The sequence below is a fragment of the Pseudoalteromonas sp. XMcav11-Q genome, from assembly GCF_040104525.1.
Taxonomy (GTDB): Bacteria; Pseudomonadota; Gammaproteobacteria; order Enterobacterales; family Alteromonadaceae; genus Pseudoalteromonas.
In genome coordinates this window covers 218,208-235,416 of record NZ_JBECOX010000001.1, presented here as the reverse complement: position 1 = coordinate 235,416, position 17,209 = coordinate 218,208, and the positions used below count along the sequence as shown (strand labels likewise).

Here is a 17,209-nt window from a genome sequence, read left to right as displayed (position 1 = left end):
TGTTCGACTATTTGGGAACTATTTTACTGTCTTTCGACTCAATAGTCTGGTTGCATTTTTAGTTATTTAGGTTCAGAGTACATGTGTACGCTGGAAAGCTGACCACTTGGCGCTAAAATTCAGCGTATACTACGCATAATTTGTAATATCGAAGGGAATAAACCCATGAGAAGAGCCGTTATTACGGGGATCGGTGTTGTTTCGAGCATCGGCAACAACAAGCAAGAAGTTTTAGAGTCATTAAAAGCAGGTAAGAGCGGTATTGCTTTTAACCAAGAATTTGCAGACTACAACCTACGTAGCCAAGTGTCTGGTAAAATAGATATCGACGTAAAATCTCTCGTTGACCGTAAGGCACATCGCTTTATGGGGGACGCGGCAGCGTTTTCTTATATCTCGATGGCGCAAGCAATTGAAGATTCAGGGCTATCAGAAGAGCAAGTATCAAACGAACGCACAGGCCTTATCGTAGGTTCTGGTGGTGGTTCGTCTAAGTACCAAGTTGAAGCCGCTGATATTCTGCGCGAAAAAGGCGTAAAGCGTGTAGGGCCTTATATGGTTCCACGTACCATGGCAAGCACGACTTCTGCGTGTTTGGCAACACCATTTAAAATTAAAGGTGTGAACTACTCAATCAGCTCTGCATGTGCAACATCAGCACACTGTATTGGCAATGCTGTTGAACAGATTCAACTAGGCAAACAAGATGTTATCTTTGCTGGTGGTGGTGAAGAGCTACACTGGACATTGGCGATGGAATTCGATGCCATGGGTGCGTTGTCAACCAAGTACAATGAAACGCCTGAGCGCGCATCACGTACGTACGATGCAAATCGTGATGGTTTCGTCATCTCTGGCGGTGGCGGTATTGTGGTAGTTGAAGAGCTAGAACACGCACTTGCTCGCGGCGCGCACATTTATGCTGAAATCGTTGGCTATGGTGCGACATCAGATGGTTACGACATGGTAGCACCATCAGGTGAAGGCGCTGTGCGTTGTATGAAGCAAGCGATGCAAGGTCTTGATGTACCGATTGACTACCTAAACACGCACGGTACTTCAACACCAGTTGGTGACGTGAAAGAGTTAGGCGCTATTCAAGAATTGTTTGGCGATAATTCCCCAGCTATTAGTGCAACTAAAGCAATGACAGGCCACGCACTCGGTGCGGCTGGCGTGCATGAAGCGATTTACTCTTTGCTGATGCTAGATAATGACTTTATCGCACCATCAATTAACATTGATGAATTGGACGAGCAAGCACAAGGTTTAGACATTGTAACCGAGCGCCGTGATGGACCGCTTAATACGGTGATGTCAAACAGCTTTGGCTTTGGTGGTACTAACGCAACACTTGTGATGAAAAAGTACAAAGGTTAAGCGCTTTACACTTAACTTGATATCAAACACAAAAAAGCAGGCTAAGCCTGCTTTTTTCGTTCTGTTCGTATATTAAAATAAATTAACGTACATTGTGTTTCATCAAACGTTCTTTATCACGTGACCAATCACGGTCTTTAATATCAGCACGTTTATCGTGTTGCTTTTTACCCTTCGCAAGATAGAACTCGAGTTTTACCCAGCACTTTTTCCAGTACATTGCTGTGGCTATCAGAGAATAACCATCACGCTCGGTTGCACCGATAAGACGTGAGATTTCACGTTTATTTAGTAACAGTTTACGATAACGAAGCGGATCACATATCACATGTGTAGAAGCACTATTTAACGGTTGAATTTGACTGGCCAACAAATAGGCTTCGCCGTTTTTGATATGGATGTAAGTATCTGAGATATTGACTTTACCGGCGCGGATACTTTTTACTTCCCAGCCTTGTAATTCGATACCTGCTTCGAACTTTTCATGTAGTGAATACTCATGACGCGCTTTTTTATTTAGCGCTATGGTATTGCTATTTGATTTACTTGAATTTTTCTTTGCCATAATGGCTTAGTCTACCTATAAATCCTGTTTTAAGACAGCGCTTTTTCATTAATGTGACGTATTTTTACTTAGTCAGTGGCTGCAAACAAGATAAATCTGCAAAACCTTGGTAAAATCCTTGTATTAAGATTTGGAGTGTCTATGCCACAGATAGAAAAAAGTGCTTTGGTGATGTATAGCACCAAGGAAATGTTTGAATTGGTCAATGATGTTGACGCTTATCCCGCATTTTTACCGCATTGCTCAGATGCAAAAGTTATCAGCAATGATGAACAAGGGATGACCGCGAGTCTAGAAATTTCGAAAGCCGGCCTAAAAAAGTGGTTTACCACAAAAAATGAATTTGATGGCAACCGAGTAAAAATGTGTTTAGTTGATGGGCCATTTAAGTCTTTAAACGGCTACTGGGAGTTTACCGCGCTTGATGAACAGGCTTGTAAGGTGAGTTTAAAGTTAGAGTTTGAATTTGCGAGCAAATTAATTGAGATGGCGTTTGGCAAGCTATTCAATGAAGTGGCCAAGAATATGGTATCTGCGTTTACCCAGCGAGCCAAAATTGTTTACGGAGCGAGATGATGATAAAGGTTGAAGTGGTATTTGCATTGCCTGACAGCGCGACGTCATTGTCGGTTGATGTGCCTGAGGGGACGTCAGCTGAGCAAGCGGTACTACAGTCAGGGATATTAGAAAGATGTCCAGAGATAGATGCGAATGACTTGACGCTTGGAATTTGGAATCGCACAGTAAAATCTCAACAAGTAGTGGGTGACGGTGACAGAATAGAGATCTATCGTCCGCTCATCGCAGACCCAAAAGAGGCGCGCAGACGCCGTGCGGAAAAAGCAAAAGAAGAGGGCCGTGCAAGCAAAGTTACCGGTGGGCGACCTGTCTCTTTAGGAGATAAGGAATAATTAAAAAAGGGGAAATACCTTTCCCCTTTGACTACGAAATAATGTGTGTCCCTTGACTCTATGAGTCTAAAGGGGTGTTAAATTCTTCCGGCTCTTCGAAGTCGCCGCTCACGCGAACTAGTTTGTCATTCTCAAAATAAACGCTAAACGACTTTCTGACCTCTGAGTCTCTATCAATATTAAATACGTACTGGTAATGCCAGATATTGTTGTTAAAAGTATCTTTAGCAAGCGGTGTACCTAGCACATATAGCACTTGCTCTCTGGTCATTTGCACGCGAAGTTTATCTACATCTGACTGCTCTAAGAAATTACCTTGTGGCACGTTGATGCGATAAATCCAGCTTGAACAGCCAGACATAAATACCGTCATAACTACAGCACTGAGCCAAACAGAAAGGGTTTTATTAGACAGCATGAAATTGTGTATCCTTATTATCAGTTATTTGCATGATACCGATTGCACAGAGAAGGTAAAGTCTCTTAGCGGAATTGGACTGCACTAAGTGTAAAAAGTTCGCAGATAAGTTGCAAGAGCTGCCATGTGTGGTAGAAGTCATTGATAAGATTTTTAGGAGAGCCTGTTAGTGCTAGGAAAAATGTTACTTAACGAGCCCAATAAAACGGATCACCAAGCTATTTGGAGCTTATATATCCTAGAAACGCGCTTTGGTCATTGGTACACAGGAATAACAACCAATGTAGAGCGGCGCATAGAGCAGCATCAGGCTGGGAAGGGGGCAAAAAATTTAAAAGGTAAAGGGCCCTTAACGTTAAAATTTCAATGTGCTGCAGGTACTAAATCTCAAGCTGCAAAACTTGAGTGGCATGTTAAGCAGCTGACAAAAGCACAAAAAATTCAGCTGGTAGAGTCAAAAGGTGAACGAGTTAATGACAAAATAAAGTCATTGATGAGGTTAACCCCTGCCTGATACTTATTTAGATCCATATTCTCTAGTGTATCCCTGGTGGTGTGATGATGTTTATCTTCACCCATACCAAAATAAATATAGGGGATCCCTTGGCGATAAAAGGCGTAGTGATCGCTTGCTTTGTGCCAATCAACTCTTGGGTTATTTATATAACGCTCAATTTGTCGTTGTGACGATACTATGGTCAATTTTACTGAAGATTGCGCCTTGTTCTGGAGCTCAGATTTATATTCCTTGAAACCCGGTGAAAACAATGCAAATAAACGGTTGTTGTTATTTATTCCTAACATATCAAGGTTGATATTGAGCTCAACTTCTCGTTTAAGGTGCTTGGCATAATGTTTCGCTCCATGTAAGCCGCGCTCTTCTGCATCGGTTGCGACAAACAATATATCGCGAGCGCGATTTGTTTGACTAAGTTGCCTCGCAATGTGCAACATTGCAGCGGTGCCAGATGCATTATCATTGGCACCTGGATAATGTCTTTGTCCTGTGGTTCCTAAATGGTCGTAATGCGCGCTGATAACGATGGCCTTATCACATCGAGGTTGAGTGCAAGGTAAAATCGCCGTGACGTTGTGACCTGCGTCCTTACTAAAAATACCTGCTCTAAAGGTAAAGTGCTGATAGATCGGGTTTCCACCTAATTGCTCAAAAGCAGCAAAAATATATTGGGCACTGATGTTAGGCGATTGAGCACCACTTTTACGGCCTTGGTGACGAGCACTTGTGAGAGCTTGTAAATCTTGCACCAATATATTATCAACATTAGCAATACTTTGATGTCGCGACTGAGCCAATACATTCGTGGTACATATCGCGGCCAGCATCATGCCGATTAGCTTGAAAGAACATTTCTTCATTATTATTGTTATCTCTCATCGTTGTCTGTTAAATTCAATTGGTTGCTTGCAACTCCTCTCAATAAGGCCAGTTTGCCTTCGTAGCGCGCTTTGTCGTGTTCGAAGACAGAAGCTTTGTATGCCTTGTTGAGGTAATACTCCGCTTTTTTTCTATCGCCTTGCTCATAGGCAACTTTTGCCAGCCCAAAGTAGCTACCATGAACGTTGCGATCAAGTTGATAAGCTTTTTGATAAAAATGCTTAGCGCGATTTAACTCTCCTTGTTTAAAGGCTTCGTTCCCTAATACCAACATGTAATAAGGGTTGCTTTTTCTCAAATTATGGATATTTGCTTCAATAATGCCAGCTTCATGATCTCGTTCCGTCAGGTGGTAGAGTTTAGCAAGGTTACTTAGTGCATTTCGATTATCGTGGTTAATGGCAATGGCCTGATTATAGGCTCGCTCGGCGAGGTCGTACTGGTTTGTTATACGGTATAAAATACCGAGGTTCCCCCAGGCGCCGTCATGATAGGGATCACTTTCTACGGCTGCCTTGTAGTAGCTATATGCCATATCTAAGTTACCACTAATCATTTCCATTGCTCCTTTGTTGTTATAGAACATAGATAAGATAGTATTTGTACTAATTGGTGAAGTACTAAAGTGTTGAGAGCGGCTATTAGGATCAAAATCAACAGTGACCGCAGTTGGTTTAACATATAAAGTTTTAACTGAGTCCTGTGTGTTATCTACTTCAAAAATTTTGATGTTGACGTGGCCTGTTAGCAGGCTATAGCCTTGGCTCTCATCCCAATATTCAGGTATGTGTACTTGTTGAAATTGGCTGCGTAAGCCTAGCTGCTTAGCAATAGCGTGAGTTAGTATAGACAAGGACAAGCAGTTCGCGTTCATATTATTAAATGCTTGATTTGCAGTTAAATTTGCACCTGAAAGGTAAGAAAGTGAATCATCTCCACTACTTACCAAAAATCTCATCAGCATTTTAGCACGTTTAAGGCCTATCTCTCCGTTGTGAAAGTATTGTTCTAATTTAATGCGAATTTGGTTATTGAGTTGAAAGACGTCAGAATACGACTCAACTTTGTGAACAGTAAATTGGTGATTTGCATTAAGAATTGATCTATCAATCGTCGCTTTGGGAGTGCTATTACAAGCACTAAGTAAAATAATGCTAAGCACAATAATAGAGAACTGAATTACTATCTTCATACAACCTCCAGATTGGGCATTCGGCTGACTTTTAGTTATGGCTTAATTGCTTACCTTTGACCCTTACTATTATTGAATTTAGACCATAATTGCAAAATTTGCGCGGTGTGATTGTTACACCATGTAACAAAGAGACAATTTGAAAGGGTAAGCCTACAAGGAAACATGCAAGCTTACTTTAGAGTTGAGCAGAGGTTAAAAGCTCGCGACGAGATCATCAAGCGCTTTTGCTGATGCAGCAAGACGCTGAATTGCTTGTTCCGTGTCAAGTTGCTCGTTCATCACGGCATCGCTAATTTCGCTAATTTGCTCGATGTTGCGGCCGACGTCCGCAACGACATTACTTTGCTCTTCTGTCGCTGTTGCGATAAGCGCGGTCATGTCATTTATTTGATTTGCGGTTTCCGAGATTTCCAACATTAACTCCACTGACGATTGCATCGTTTGAACACTTTGCTCTGCTTGTTCACTGGATTGTTGGATTTGGTTTACGACAGCGCCAGACACCTGAGTTAATTCAGATATCGTTGCTTGGATCTCGTCGGTAGATTGTGATGTACGACTCGCAAGTGCTCTCACCTCATCTGCAACAACGGCAAACCCACGACCGTGCTCACCCGCTCGCGCAGACTCAATCGCTGCATTGAGTGCAAGCAAGTTGGTTTGTTCAGATATGCCTCTGATCACATCAACGATATTGGCAATTGACTGGGTTTTATCGGCCAACGTAGCGACTTGACCTGCCATATTTTCGATGTCACCTGCAAGCAAGTGAAGTGTTTCTTGGCTTTCTTGCACACCTTGACGGCTGCGCTTGGTTGACGCTTTACTTTCTTCTGTCAATTTTGCCGTGTTGGTCGCGCTGCTCGCTATCTCTTGTACTGTCGCACCCATTTCATTGATTGCCGCGGCAACAGACATGGTTTGAGACTTTTGTTCATCCAGAGACTGAGAGTTTTGCTGGCTCTGTTTAAACACGGCTTCGCTCGTCACGCGAATTGAACGGCTCTCTTCCGCAACCATGTGGATAGCTTCTTCGATCTTAGCCATAAACTGGTTGAAGCCGCCAGCCAAAGCATGAAGTTCAGGTTGTGCTGAGTCTGGTAAACGATAATTGAGTTTTGCGTCGCCGCTACCAAGCTGTTCAAATAAATCTGCCATCTTTTTAAGTGGCGCGCTTAAGTTCTTAGCCAGTAGCATACTAAAAAAGCTCGCCACTAGCGCAATCACTATCGAAAAACCAATGATTTGCCACTGCAAAGAAGTGATCCCACTATTGATTTCACTGGTTGGCACTTGGGCAATAACAAGCAAATCTGTGTTTGGAATTGGGCTCGCTGCAACTAAATTAGTTTCGCCATCTACTTCCAACTCTTTAACGATAAATCCACGTGTGGAGGTAAAATCGCGACTGTGCTGGCCGTAAAAATCTTCAATTGAGGACTTTGCAACTTTGCTTGCATCTGGGTGCAATTGCACGGTACCTTGCCTGTTAATGACGAAAACAAAGCCACTTTGCTCGATTTTCATATTAGCAAGCATCGCCTGCATATCATCAATACTTTTCGCAAGTCCAGCTAAACCAAGACCGCTTAGTTGTTGATGGTTTACAAACATTTTTACATCGCCCGGCGCTTCTTGATAGATACTAATAGAGTATGGCGAGCCACTAGTGGTAAAGCCGAAAAACCAACCATCTTGCTCTCTATTTAGTACTCGCAGAAAGCCGTTTTGATTCCAATATTGATTGGTTTCGCGGTTAGCCCAAGAAGCCGTAACTAAGTCATACTGCGCCGCAATACGCTTGAGTTCGTTGACAAGAAGTTTTTCGTCCAAAGTATTTTGCTTGGCACTTTGGGTGATTAATAAATTGCTTGAAAGCTGCTCGGCTGCATTTTTCAACGTGTCTATCTGCTTGCTTAATGATTTATTGATACTTTCTATCTTGCTTGGCAATTCAGATTGCATCATGCGTTCATTAATGAGCGTTTTGGCGCTGTAAAGCGAGGTAAACCCGATTAAACAAGCGACAGCAATCGCAATGAGACTACCCAAAAGGGTAATTCTTTGAGTAATTGTTAAACCTGTGTTTTGCATTCGATTTGTGTGTGTAATCCCGTGGAACCGATTATTCTAGCATAGTAAATAACCAGCTCGGAACAAGTAACAATCCAAGTCACAAAAAAATAATTTTGGTTTATAAAATAAAGTTAATCTCAGTATTTAGTGTTAACTGTATTTGAGTTAAATGGGTGGTTATGTTGAGAAATAGAGATAAAAGGCCACAATCTCAGGGTGGAAAGTGGCCTTGGTTACTAACAAGCGAACTAGTTTGCTATATTATTGACGCAAATTTATTTCTACTTACTAAACAATCTTTTTCATATCTGACATGTAACCGCGAAGGATTTCACCTATTTTTTCTACCGGATGGTTACGGATCGCACGGTTTACAGCGATGAGCTTTTGGTTGTCAGCATAATTGTCACTGTCTAACAAGCCTTCACCAATCTCACGTTTTGTGATTGATTCCATAAATGGCTTCAATAGTGGTAGACATGCGTGATTATACAGGTAGCAACCATATTCTGCGGTGTCTGAAATAGTACGGTTCATCTCGAACAGCTTTTTGCGCGCAATGGTGTTCGCGATTAGCGGCGTTTCGTGTAGTGATTCGTAGTAAGCAGATTCATCAATAATGCCAGCTGCTGTCATGGTTTCGAACGCCAGCTCAACACCGGCTTTAACCATAGCAACCATTAGAATACCTTGGTCGAAGAAAGTCTGCTCTGAAATTTCAGCATCCGTATTCGCTTGCTTTTCAAACGCGGTTTGTGCGGTTTCTGCACGCCATGTAAGCAATTTATTGTCGTTTTCAGTCCAATCAGCCATCATACCTTCTGAAAACTCACCACTGATGATGTCGTCCATATGCTTGTTATAAAGCGGGCGCATAATGTCTTTTAGTTGCTCGCTCAGTTCAAATGCGCGTAACTTAGCGGGGTTAGACAGTCTGTCCATCATATTGGTGATACCACCGTGTTTTAGCGCTTCAGTGATGATCTCCCAGCCATACTGTACGAGTTTTGATGCATATCCAGGTTCAATGCCTTCTTCTACCATTTTGTCAAAGCATAGAAGTGAGCCAGTTTGCAACATACCACATAGGATGGTTTGCTCACCCATTAGATCTGATTTTACCTCAGCAATAAATGATGACTGCAATACGCCAGCACGATGACCACCGGTTCCCGCCGCATATGCTTTAGCTTGCGCGAGACCTTTACCCTCAGGGTCGTTTTCAGGGTGAACTGCAATCAGCGTAGGTACACCAAAGCCGCGCTTGTACTCTTCACGTACTTCTGTGCCAGGACATTTTGGTGCAACCATGATTACGGTGATGTCTTCACGCACTTGCATACCTTCTTCGACGATATTAAAGCCGTGAGAATAAGCAAGTGTTGCGCCTTTTTTCATTAACGGCATTACTGCGTTTACAACTGAAGTATGTTGTTTGTCAGGCGTTAAGTTTAGGACCAAATCCGCTTCAGGAATGAGTTCTTCATAAGTGCCAACAATAAAGCCGTTTTCAGATGCATTAAGAAACGACTGACGTTTTTCTTCAATTGCTGAAGGACGTAGTGCGTAACTGACGTTCAAGCCAGAATCTCTTAAGTTTAGACCTTGGTTCAAGCCTTGTGCACCGCAACCAACAATGACCAGTTTTTTACCAATCAGAACGTCGACACCTTGTTCGAATTCTTTTGGATCCATGAATTCACATTGAGAAAGCTGAGCTAATTGCTCACGTAAAGATAAAGTATTAAAGTAATTCGACATGATATTTCCTGATTCTGTAGAAATAGATTGAAGTCAGAGTAGGGCGAACTTTTGATTGCGTAAAATGATATATTTGAACTATAGTGTTTCAAAAGGTGAAATACTATGAATCACAAACAACTTAAATATTTTTTGGCACTTGCAGATACGCTGCACTTTTCCCGAGCGAGTGAGCGCTGTTTTGTAAGTCCTCCGACATTAAGTCGTCAAATCAAACAGTTAGAAGAGGAAGTTGGCGCGCCTTTATTCCTACGAGATAATCGCACCGTTGAGCTGACTCAGCAAGGCAAAGCGTTTGTTCATTACGCGCAAGCGACGTTGGCAAGCTGGCGGCAGTTTAAGAGCGAATGTGTTGACGATGATAAGCCTTTGACCGGTGAGTTGAGTTTATTTTGTTCAGTGACCGCGACTTACAGTTTTATTTATGATCTTTTTTCCAAGTTTCGCCACCTATACCCGCAAGTAGAGTTAAATCTTATTACTGGTGATCCCGCGCATTCAATAGCAGAAGTGGCTAGTGGTAAGGAAGATGTTGCGGTCGCGGTGAAGCCAAAACATCTACCGAACGGTATAGAGTATTTGCCAATAGGCCGTTCGAGATTGGTGTTCATTGGTCCAACGATGGACTGTCCGCTTAAGTCTATTATTGATGAATACAGTCATAGTGAAATGCCGTGGCAGAGGCTGTCTTTTATTATGCCAGAGCAAGGTGTGTTAAAAGATCGAATCGATAACTTTTGCAAAAAACACAATTTTGTTCCTAAAGTCTATGCGCATGTTTCGGGCCATGAAGCTATGGTTGCGCTTGCGAGTTTAGGGTTTGGTATTGCGTGTGTCCCCGAGATAGTAATTAGTCAAAGTCCATTTAAGAATCAAGTTCAGCTTTTGCAGCTTAGATCGGACGAGATTGAAATTGGACTTGTAACTAAGAATAAACGGTTATATGACCCAGTTGTTAAAGCACTTTGGGATACGGCAAAAGGATTATTTACGCTGTAAAGCATCCATTCAGGTTGCGTGACTACACTGTGTTCATCCATGTTGAATGAATGAGGTGCGTCCGTGTCCACTATCTTGGTTGCACAAAGCAATAACAATATATTGACATCACAACAAAAAATGCTTGAAGAGCAAGGCTACACTGTTGAGTTGTTGAGGGAATTAGGTCAATTGAACGGTTTTTCAGGGAAATCCATTAACGGTATCGTGCTTGATCAAGCTATCGCATCCGTACCAACCTGCGATTCAATCAGCCAATTTAGACAAAGATTCAAAGCTCCCGTGATCGTCAGTCTTGACAGCGATGACGAGGATGTTCACAGCCTGTTTTTAGAGCTCGGTGCTGACGAAGTTATTTCCAAAGATGCAAAGCCTAGACTATGGCGAGCTCGACTCGATGCAGTGTTAAGAAGGCAAGCTGCAAACTCGCAGTTTGACGATGAGCCTGAACAATTAACCTTTGGGCAGCTGCATATCGACAAAAACACCAGGCGCGTGAGTTATGGGCAGGAGCGCATTGACCTCACAACCCATGAGTTTGAGTTGCTGTGGTTACTTGCGAGCAATGGCGGCAAAGTAGTGAAACGTGACTTTGTATACGAGCAGATCCTTGGCAAATATTATCGCCCAGACACTCGGACAATAGACGTTCGCATCTCTCGCTTGCGTAAAAAGCTACACGATAATCCGAGTCGTCCAGAGAAGATCAAAACGATTTGGCGTCAAGGTTACCTATTTGTTACCGATGTTTGGAACTAAAAAGTAACAATTTGATTTAACACAAAGATACTTCGAATTTTTCGAATGCTCAATTCGGAGAAATCTGTGAAACAGGTTTCTGACACAAAGGGATAATGCCAGCTATATGGTGTTATCCCTTTGTTTTATATGGAGTATCTTTACTCCTTTTAACAAGTGATAGCGCTGGAGTAGTTAGCTGTTACGTAGCATTTTTAAAAAAATTGTTATTTATACAATGCAAATAATATTGATTGCTATTTAGGTGTGTGTATACTTTACGCCTAGTTATGAAAATATAAACATAATTAGTCTCAAAGGAACAATTCAATGGCACTTAAAAAGTCTCTGTTAACGACTGCTATTCTCGCTGCAACTTTAGGCCTCACCGCATGTGGTGGCTCTAGCAGCAACTCAAATGACAACGATGATAACAACACAACACCACCTCCAGCCACCAATGCTGCACCTACTATTACCGTAGACAGTGCATCAGTATCTGAGGATACGCTTGGTGCTGCGGTTGCAAATATCTCTTTTTCTGACGATAGCGATGAAGTAAGTGCATTGACACTAACCATCTCTGACAACCGTTTTGAAATTGTTGACGGTGCGGTTAAGCTCAAAGCTGCAAACGCACTAAACTTCGAACAGGTTGAAGGCGGTAAAGTATCGGTAACTATCACGGCAACTGACAGCAAAGGCGAGAAAACAGAAGTTGAAGCTGAAATTGCTGTTCAACAAATTGCTGAAGAAAACAAAGCGGGTGTAAACCGCTATGCCTTTAATAACACACAAGGTGAATCTTCAGTTTCTTATTCTGGCCAAATCGCACGTCACGCAGCTATGGTTCATATTAAGAGCCTAATGGGTAAGCTTAATAATGAAACTGTGGGTAATGCGGCGGAGCAAAAAACAGCTGAAGCGGCAATCACTGAGATTAAAACCTTCTTGATGCCGACAGACACAGTGGTCTTGGATGAAACCCTTGATTTCGCTGTTGCCGCAAACGCTGCACAAACCACATTAGGACAAATTTCAAGTTCACTGAAAAACGTTGCTGGCGAAGGTGGTAAAATTGCGGGACGTGATACCTCTAATATGCATAAAGCATGGGAAGAGGATGGGGTCATGGCTGGTTGGGTTAACTTTGGTACACAGCCAAAAACACCTGAAGGTTTAGCCCTACACTATTTAGACCTGCTACAAGCGCAACTTCAGCAGTTTGAAAATGGCTCAACAATCAAAGCAGAGCATAATGGCACAGCTATCACGCTGAACAAACTATATGTAACACCGGAAGGCCTTGATCTTGCCCAGCTAATGCAAAAACATTTAAACGGTGCAGTGTCGCTTTCTCAAGGTGCGGACGATTATCTAGATGATTTACTCATTGGTGAAAAGTCAGCTGATAACGCGACATTAGCGGATGGCAAAAGCTACACGGAACTTGAACACAAGTTTGATGAAGGCTATGGCTATTTCGGTGCTGCTGTTGATTATCTAGACTATACAGATGATGAACTTTCAGCTAAAGGTGGCCGTGAAGCGTATGCAAGTGGTTATCATGATTTGGATAATAACGGCAAAATCGATCTACTATCTGAATTTAACTTTGGTAACTCAACAAATGCAGCAAAGCGTGACCGTGGTACTAAATCTAACGCTAACCCAACGGACTTCAGCGCTGAAGCACAATTAGCGTTTATTGAAGCACGTAAACTTATCAACGCTAATGTTGGTACTAATGTTGCGCAGTGGTCAGATGAGGACAAAGCACGCTTAGAAACATTGCGTAATCAAGCGTTGCTAGCATGGGAAAAGTCTATCGCTGCAACCGTTGTGCATTATATCAATGATACAATCTCACATGATGACGGCGATTTAGACGATATTGCATCAGGTGATTTTGATGCCGATCAATTCTATGCGGTAGCAAAACACTGGTCAGAAATGAAAGGTTTCGCGTTAAACTTCCAGTTTAATCCGTTTTCTCCTGTCTCAGATACTGCTTTTGCTGAAATCCATAACCTGATGGGTGACAAGCCTGAATTCGCGGCAGATAAAGTGGAAGCTTATAAGACTGCTTTATTGGAAGCGCGAGAAATCATTGCCAATGCATATGGTTTCGATGCTGAGAATGTTGCCAACTGGTAATCTAAATTTTCGTTTATAACGTTAAAAGGTTAGCCGTTAATTCTGCTAACCTTTTGTTGTATATAGATAATAGAGAATGCAAATGAGAGTATCTAAACGTTTAAGTGCTGCTGCCGTCGCTGTGGCTTTGGTATTGTCTGGTTGTGGTGAAAGTACTTCAAGCAGCCAAGGATCTGGAGTGAAAGATAATAACTCTGGAACGGATAACCCAACTCTACCCACGCAATTTGATGAAGCGGCCTTGGTAAGTAACCTTGTGAATAATGTGCTTACCCCTGCAATTGAGCAATTCAATGAACTCGCGGTAACACAGCAACTTGAAGTTGCGAGTTATTGTAGCGCTGAAAAAGTACAGGCTGAAAATACCGCCGCGTTAAAGCAAAATGCTCAACAAAGTTGGCGCAACGCTATGATTGGGTGGCAGTATGTTGAATTGATGCAAATGGGTCCACTTACTGCCAATAGTAAAGAGCTTAAAAACAACATTTATGTTTGGCCCGCTACAGGCTCTTTATGTGATATCGACTTGGATGTAGTGTATTTTGAAGATGGCGTTATTAATGGCAATGCTAGCAATCCTTATAATATCTCTGAGCGTACTGCAAACCGTAAAGGCTTAACTGCCTTAGAGCACCTTCTATTCAATGCCAATCTTGACCACAACTGCTCGTCAGTGAATGATGCGTTGGCACCATGGAATAGCCGTTCAACTCAGGAAAGAGCGGTCGCGCGTTGTGAGTTTGCGATGGAAGTGGCTAAAGACATTGAAGCACAGAGCAATATACTCTTGTCTCAATGGACTGGAGAAAATGGCTACGCAGCTAAACTCGTTAATGCAGGACAACCAGGCTCTCCGTTTGACACGCCCCACTTAGCGCTTAATGAAATATCAAAGGCGTTATTTTACATGACCGAAGAGTTAAAAGACGGCAAAATAGCGACGCCGTTAGGCCTAGGTTTTCCGAACGCATGTGGTTTAGAAGCTTGCCCAGAAGCGGTGGAGTCGCCAATTGCAGAACATTCTAAAGAGAATTTACTTGCTAATATCAGAGCGTTTAGAAACATCTTCACTGGTAATGGCCAAGATGCTGAGAATACATTGGGCTTTGATGACTTTTTAGATGCTGAGAATGGTAGTGATGTAAAAGAGCGCATGCTTGCAGGGCTTGCGGATGCAGAAGCTACACTTCTTGCGATGAATGCGAGCCTGAAAGCTGAGCTTGCGGGTTCTGCAGAGCAAGTGACGCAAACGCATACAGACGTTAAAAAAGTGACGGATGATTTAAAGACTGAGTTTATCGAAAAGCTCGCCCTAGAACTTCCACAAACTTCGGCAGGTGACAATGATTAAGCGCATGAACATGAAGAAATCTTTATTAGCGGTAGCGGTAATTTTTGCACTACCTCAAGCGCAAGCTGCGGATGACAATCAAGATATTGAGCATATCTCTATTATCAGCCATCACGATAAATTGCGAAAAGAAGCCGGCTCTGCAACCTTGTTGTCAGAAGCGCAGTTGGCAGAATACGAATACGATGATATTCACCGTATTCTTTCTAATGTACCTGGTGTTAATATTCGGGAAGAAGATGGTTATGGCCTGCGACCAAACATTGGTTTTCGTGGTGTAACACCTGAGCGAAGCAAAAAAATCACCATAATGGAAGACGGTGTGCTTATTGGCCCAGCTCCTTATTCTGCGCCGGCTGCTTATTATTTCCCGGTTACGACTCGTATGACTGCGGTTGAGGTATTTAAAGGACCAGCGGCTATCAAGCATGGTCCGCAAACAGTTGCTGGTGCGCTTAACTTAGTGACTCGCCAAGTGCCAGAGTTTACAGAAGGCGGTATTGATGTTGCGGCTGGCAGTGACGGTTATTCCAAAGCACACGGTTACTACGGTTCAGTAGTAAATAATGTTGGCTTCTTATTCGAAGCGGTAAATCTACAAGCTGATGGTTTTAAAGAGCTTGATGGCGGTGGTGATACGGGGTTTGAGAAGAACGATATCTTAGCCAAGTTTAATTATAAACTGTCACAAGGCGAGCTAAACCATACGTTTGGCTTAAAGCTCAGCTATGCCGACGAGTTGTCCGATGAAACTTACCTTGGTTTAACGGATGCAGATTTTGCTGAAAATCCGTATCGTCGATACGCAGCGTCTCAGCCTGCAGAGATGGATACCAAGCACACTCAGGTAATGTTATCCCATGTACTTGATGGCAAAGACTTTAACGTTACGACAAGGCTGTACCGTAATGACTATGAGCGAGCTTGGCTTAAGCTTAATAGTCTAGGTAGTAAAAGTGGACCATCCCTTTCAAAAATCATGGCAAACCCAGAGGCTTTCGCAAATGAGTACGCTGTGATCACAGGGGCACGTGACTCTGTCGTTGCAGGTTCAAATATCTTTTTGAATATGGGGACTAATGACCGTGAGTATTTCTCACAAGGTCTTCAAGTCGATGCCAATACGAGCTTTAGCCTGTTTAACTTAACCCATGATATTGCTGTTGGCGTGCGTTTTCATGAAGATGAAATTGAGCGCAAACATTTTGAGCAAGCATATGCAATGGAAGGTGGTTCACCTGTGTTGCTAGAGGGTTCAAAGCAGTTTACCTCGCTGAATACTGAAAATACTAAAGCGTGGTCGGTATATCTAGAAGATAAGGTACAGCTTGATGCGTTGACTTTGGGCCTTGGTCTTCGTGGCGAGCTGATGGATATGTCTTACCAAGATAATAAAGATGCCGATGTTTGGATTGATAAAACCACCCGTATTTGGCTGCCAAGCCTAAGTGGTTTCTATCAGCTTTCTGATGATGCTGGTCTCTTATTTGGCGTGCATCAAGGTTTTGTACCTTCTTCACCACAACAGGATCCAGATATAGAGCTTGAGAAGAGTGTTAACTACGAATTCGGTGGACGTTTTAATGATGGTGTGACGCAGTTTGAGATTGTGAGCTTTTTCAATGACTATGAGAATCTGAACGAAAGCTGTGGTCAGTCTAACTGTGGTGTCAATGACCAACAAGACCAGCAGTTCAGTGGCGGTGAGGTGGATGTTTACGGTCTAGAGATGCAGTTTGCACAACGTTATCCTTTGAATCTTCAACTGGATATCCCTTATAGTCTCACCTACACCTATACGAAAGGTGAATTCCAGAATGAGCGTGCGACAACGTTCGCACAATGGGGGTATATTAAAAATGGTGATGAGCTTCCGTATTTACCATCTCATCAAGCCACTTTTAACATCGGCCTTGCAGCAAGTGATTGGAAAGTTAACGTAGCCATTAAATACATCAGTGAGATGAGCGAAGCTGCTGGCAGGAGCACTGAAGACTTTGAGCTTGTCCTTGAAGGCGCAAAGGTGCCCAGCACAACGATCGTTGATGTATCCGCGAGTTACGAGCTAGGCCAGTATGGTCAAGTCTATGCTAAAATCGACAACTTGTTCGATGAAGCAGAAATTGTTAGTCGTCGTCCGTATGGCGCGCGCCCAGGCAAACCAAGACAATTTAGTTTAGGTTATAAATACCAGTTTTAACTGATTGTCTATGCGGCTCTTGAGTAAGAGCCGCAGCTTCATGGCGGCTTGTTGCTAGAGCT

The 17,209-nt window shown here is 42.7% G+C and carries 15 protein-coding genes; 9 read left to right on the top strand and 6 right to left on the bottom strand.

All coding sequences use genetic code 11. The features are described 5' to 3' along the window. Positions 1 to 165 precede the first annotated feature (165 nt). On the top strand, positions 166 to 1,380 hold the full coding sequence (gene fabB, locus ABMY45_RS01110) for a beta-ketoacyl-ACP synthase I (protein WP_174168676.1): 1,215 nt from the start codon (positions 166 to 168) through the stop codon (positions 1,378 to 1,380). An 82-nt stretch (positions 1,381 to 1,462) separates the two neighbouring features. Here the strand turns inward: fabB and smpB are convergent, their stop codons facing one another. Beyond that, positions 1,463 to 1,945: an SsrA-binding protein SmpB gene (smpB, locus tag ABMY45_RS01105; protein WP_010379116.1), complete on the bottom strand. Its 483-nt coding sequence runs from the start codon at positions 1,943 to 1,945 to the stop codon at positions 1,463 to 1,465. A gap of 141 nt (positions 1,946 to 2,086) precedes the next feature. Here smpB and ABMY45_RS01100 point away from each other — a divergent pair, with 141 nt between their 5' ends. Beyond that, complete coding sequence (locus ABMY45_RS01100; RefSeq protein ID WP_010605103.1) at positions 2,087 to 2,521, top strand: type II toxin-antitoxin system RatA family toxin; 435 nt, start codon at positions 2,087 to 2,089, stop codon at positions 2,519 to 2,521. Beyond that, positions 2,521 to 2,856, top strand: a complete 336-nt coding sequence (locus ABMY45_RS01095) for an RnfH family protein (protein ID WP_349288397.1) — start codon at positions 2,521 to 2,523, stop codon at positions 2,854 to 2,856. The genes ABMY45_RS01100 and ABMY45_RS01095 overlap by 1 nt, the downstream gene beginning before the upstream one ends. A 58-nt stretch (positions 2,857 to 2,914) precedes the next feature. Here ABMY45_RS01095 and bamE read toward each other — a convergent pair whose 3' ends face one another. Then, on the bottom strand, positions 2,915 to 3,274 hold the full coding sequence (gene bamE, locus ABMY45_RS01090; protein WP_010605101.1) for an outer membrane protein assembly factor BamE: 360 nt from the start codon (positions 3,272 to 3,274) through the stop codon (positions 2,915 to 2,917). Positions 3,275 to 3,455: 181 nt separating this feature from the next. On the opposite strand from bamE, the gene ABMY45_RS01085 reads away from it, so the two are divergent. Next, a complete protein-coding gene (locus ABMY45_RS01085) occupies positions 3,456 to 3,788 on the top strand; it encodes a GIY-YIG nuclease family protein (protein WP_102057019.1) in 333 nt (110 codons plus the stop codon). Here the strand turns inward: ABMY45_RS01085 and ABMY45_RS01080 are convergent. The 4 genes from ABMY45_RS01080 to ilvC form a co-directional block, all read right to left on the bottom strand. Beyond that, positions 3,716 to 4,651: a M20/M25/M40 family metallo-hydrolase gene (locus ABMY45_RS01080; RefSeq protein ID WP_349288296.1), complete on the bottom strand. Its 936-nt coding sequence runs from the start codon at positions 4,649 to 4,651 to the stop codon at positions 3,716 to 3,718. The genes ABMY45_RS01085 and ABMY45_RS01080 overlap by 73 nt on opposite strands. Positions 4,652 to 4,659: 8 nt before the next feature. Next, positions 4,660 to 5,862, bottom strand: coding sequence for a tetratricopeptide repeat protein (locus ABMY45_RS01075; RefSeq protein ID WP_174168680.1), 1,203 nt, complete (start codon positions 5,860 to 5,862; stop codon positions 4,660 to 4,662). 195 nt (positions 5,863 to 6,057) lie between these two features. Then, positions 6,058 to 7,959 carry a methyl-accepting chemotaxis protein gene (locus ABMY45_RS01070; protein ID WP_211866448.1) on the bottom strand — a complete coding sequence of 634 codons (1,902 nt, stop codon included), beginning with the start codon at positions 7,957 to 7,959 and terminating at the stop codon, positions 6,058 to 6,060. Between the two features lie 270 nt (positions 7,960 to 8,229). Next, positions 8,230 to 9,702, bottom strand: a complete 1,473-nt coding sequence (ilvC, locus tag ABMY45_RS01065; protein WP_206470984.1) for a ketol-acid reductoisomerase — start codon at positions 9,700 to 9,702, stop codon at positions 8,230 to 8,232. 105 nt (positions 9,703 to 9,807) lie between these two features. Between ilvC and ilvY the strand changes: the two genes are divergently transcribed. The 5 genes from ilvY to ABMY45_RS01040 all read left to right on the top strand — a co-directional run bounded on the left by ilvY (position 9,808) and on the right by ABMY45_RS01040 (position 17,147). Next, on the top strand, positions 9,808 to 10,701 hold the full coding sequence (gene ilvY / locus ABMY45_RS01060; protein ID WP_010605095.1) for an HTH-type transcriptional activator IlvY: 894 nt from the start codon (positions 9,808 to 9,810) through the stop codon (positions 10,699 to 10,701). 63 nt (positions 10,702 to 10,764) lie between these two features. Further along, a complete protein-coding gene (locus ABMY45_RS01055) occupies positions 10,765 to 11,460 on the top strand; it encodes a response regulator transcription factor (protein ID WP_010373828.1) in 696 nt (231 codons plus the stop codon). A gap of 309 nt (positions 11,461 to 11,769) precedes the next feature. Continuing rightward, entirely contained in the window at positions 11,770 to 13,596 is a 1,827-nt protein-coding gene (locus ABMY45_RS01050; RefSeq protein ID WP_206470983.1) for an Ig-like domain-containing protein, read from the top strand. Positions 13,597 to 13,678: 82 nt separating this feature from the next. Beyond that, the gene (locus ABMY45_RS01045; protein ID WP_206470982.1) at positions 13,679 to 14,947 is read left to right on the top strand and encodes an imelysin family protein; all 1,269 of its coding nucleotides are present in this window, start codon (positions 13,679 to 13,681) and stop codon (positions 14,945 to 14,947) included. Further along, positions 14,940 to 17,147: a TonB-dependent receptor gene (locus ABMY45_RS01040; protein WP_227387038.1), complete on the top strand. Its 2,208-nt coding sequence runs from the start codon at positions 14,940 to 14,942 to the stop codon at positions 17,145 to 17,147. The genes ABMY45_RS01045 and ABMY45_RS01040 overlap by 8 nt, the downstream gene beginning before the upstream one ends. Positions 17,148 to 17,209: the final 62 nt, after the last annotated feature.

Coding starts and splice junctions, on each gene's coding strand:
- fabB (WP_174168676.1), top strand. CDS start 166: ATGAGAAGAGCCGTTATTACGGGGATCGGTGTTGTTTCGAGCATCGGC.
- smpB (WP_010379116.1), bottom strand. CDS start 1,945: ATGGCAAAGAAAAATTCAAGTAAATCAAATAGCAATACCATAGCGCTA.
- ABMY45_RS01100 (WP_010605103.1), top strand. CDS start 2,087: ATGCCACAGATAGAAAAAAGTGCTTTGGTGATGTATAGCACCAAGGAA.
- ABMY45_RS01095 (WP_349288397.1), top strand. CDS start 2,521: ATGATAAAGGTTGAAGTGGTATTTGCATTGCCTGACAGCGCGACGTCA.
- bamE (WP_010605101.1), bottom strand. CDS start 3,274: ATGCTGTCTAATAAAACCCTTTCTGTTTGGCTCAGTGCTGTAGTTATG.
- ABMY45_RS01085 (WP_102057019.1), top strand. CDS start 3,456: ATGTTACTTAACGAGCCCAATAAAACGGATCACCAAGCTATTTGGAGC.
- ABMY45_RS01080 (WP_349288296.1), bottom strand. CDS start 4,651: ATGAAGAAATGTTCTTTCAAGCTAATCGGCATGATGCTGGCCGCGATA.
- ABMY45_RS01075 (WP_174168680.1), bottom strand. CDS start 5,862: ATGAAGATAGTAATTCAGTTCTCTATTATTGTGCTTAGCATTATTTTA.
- ABMY45_RS01070 (WP_211866448.1), bottom strand. CDS start 7,959: ATGCAAAACACAGGTTTAACAATTACTCAAAGAATTACCCTTTTGGGT.
- ilvC (WP_206470984.1), bottom strand. CDS start 9,702: ATGTCGAATTACTTTAATACTTTATCTTTACGTGAGCAATTAGCTCAG.
- ilvY (WP_010605095.1), top strand. CDS start 9,808: ATGAATCACAAACAACTTAAATATTTTTTGGCACTTGCAGATACGCTG.
- ABMY45_RS01050 (WP_206470983.1), top strand. CDS start 11,770: ATGGCACTTAAAAAGTCTCTGTTAACGACTGCTATTCTCGCTGCAACT.
- ABMY45_RS01045 (WP_206470982.1), top strand. CDS start 13,679: ATGAGAGTATCTAAACGTTTAAGTGCTGCTGCCGTCGCTGTGGCTTTG.
- ABMY45_RS01040 (WP_227387038.1), top strand. CDS start 14,940: ATGATTAAGCGCATGAACATGAAGAAATCTTTATTAGCGGTAGCGGTA.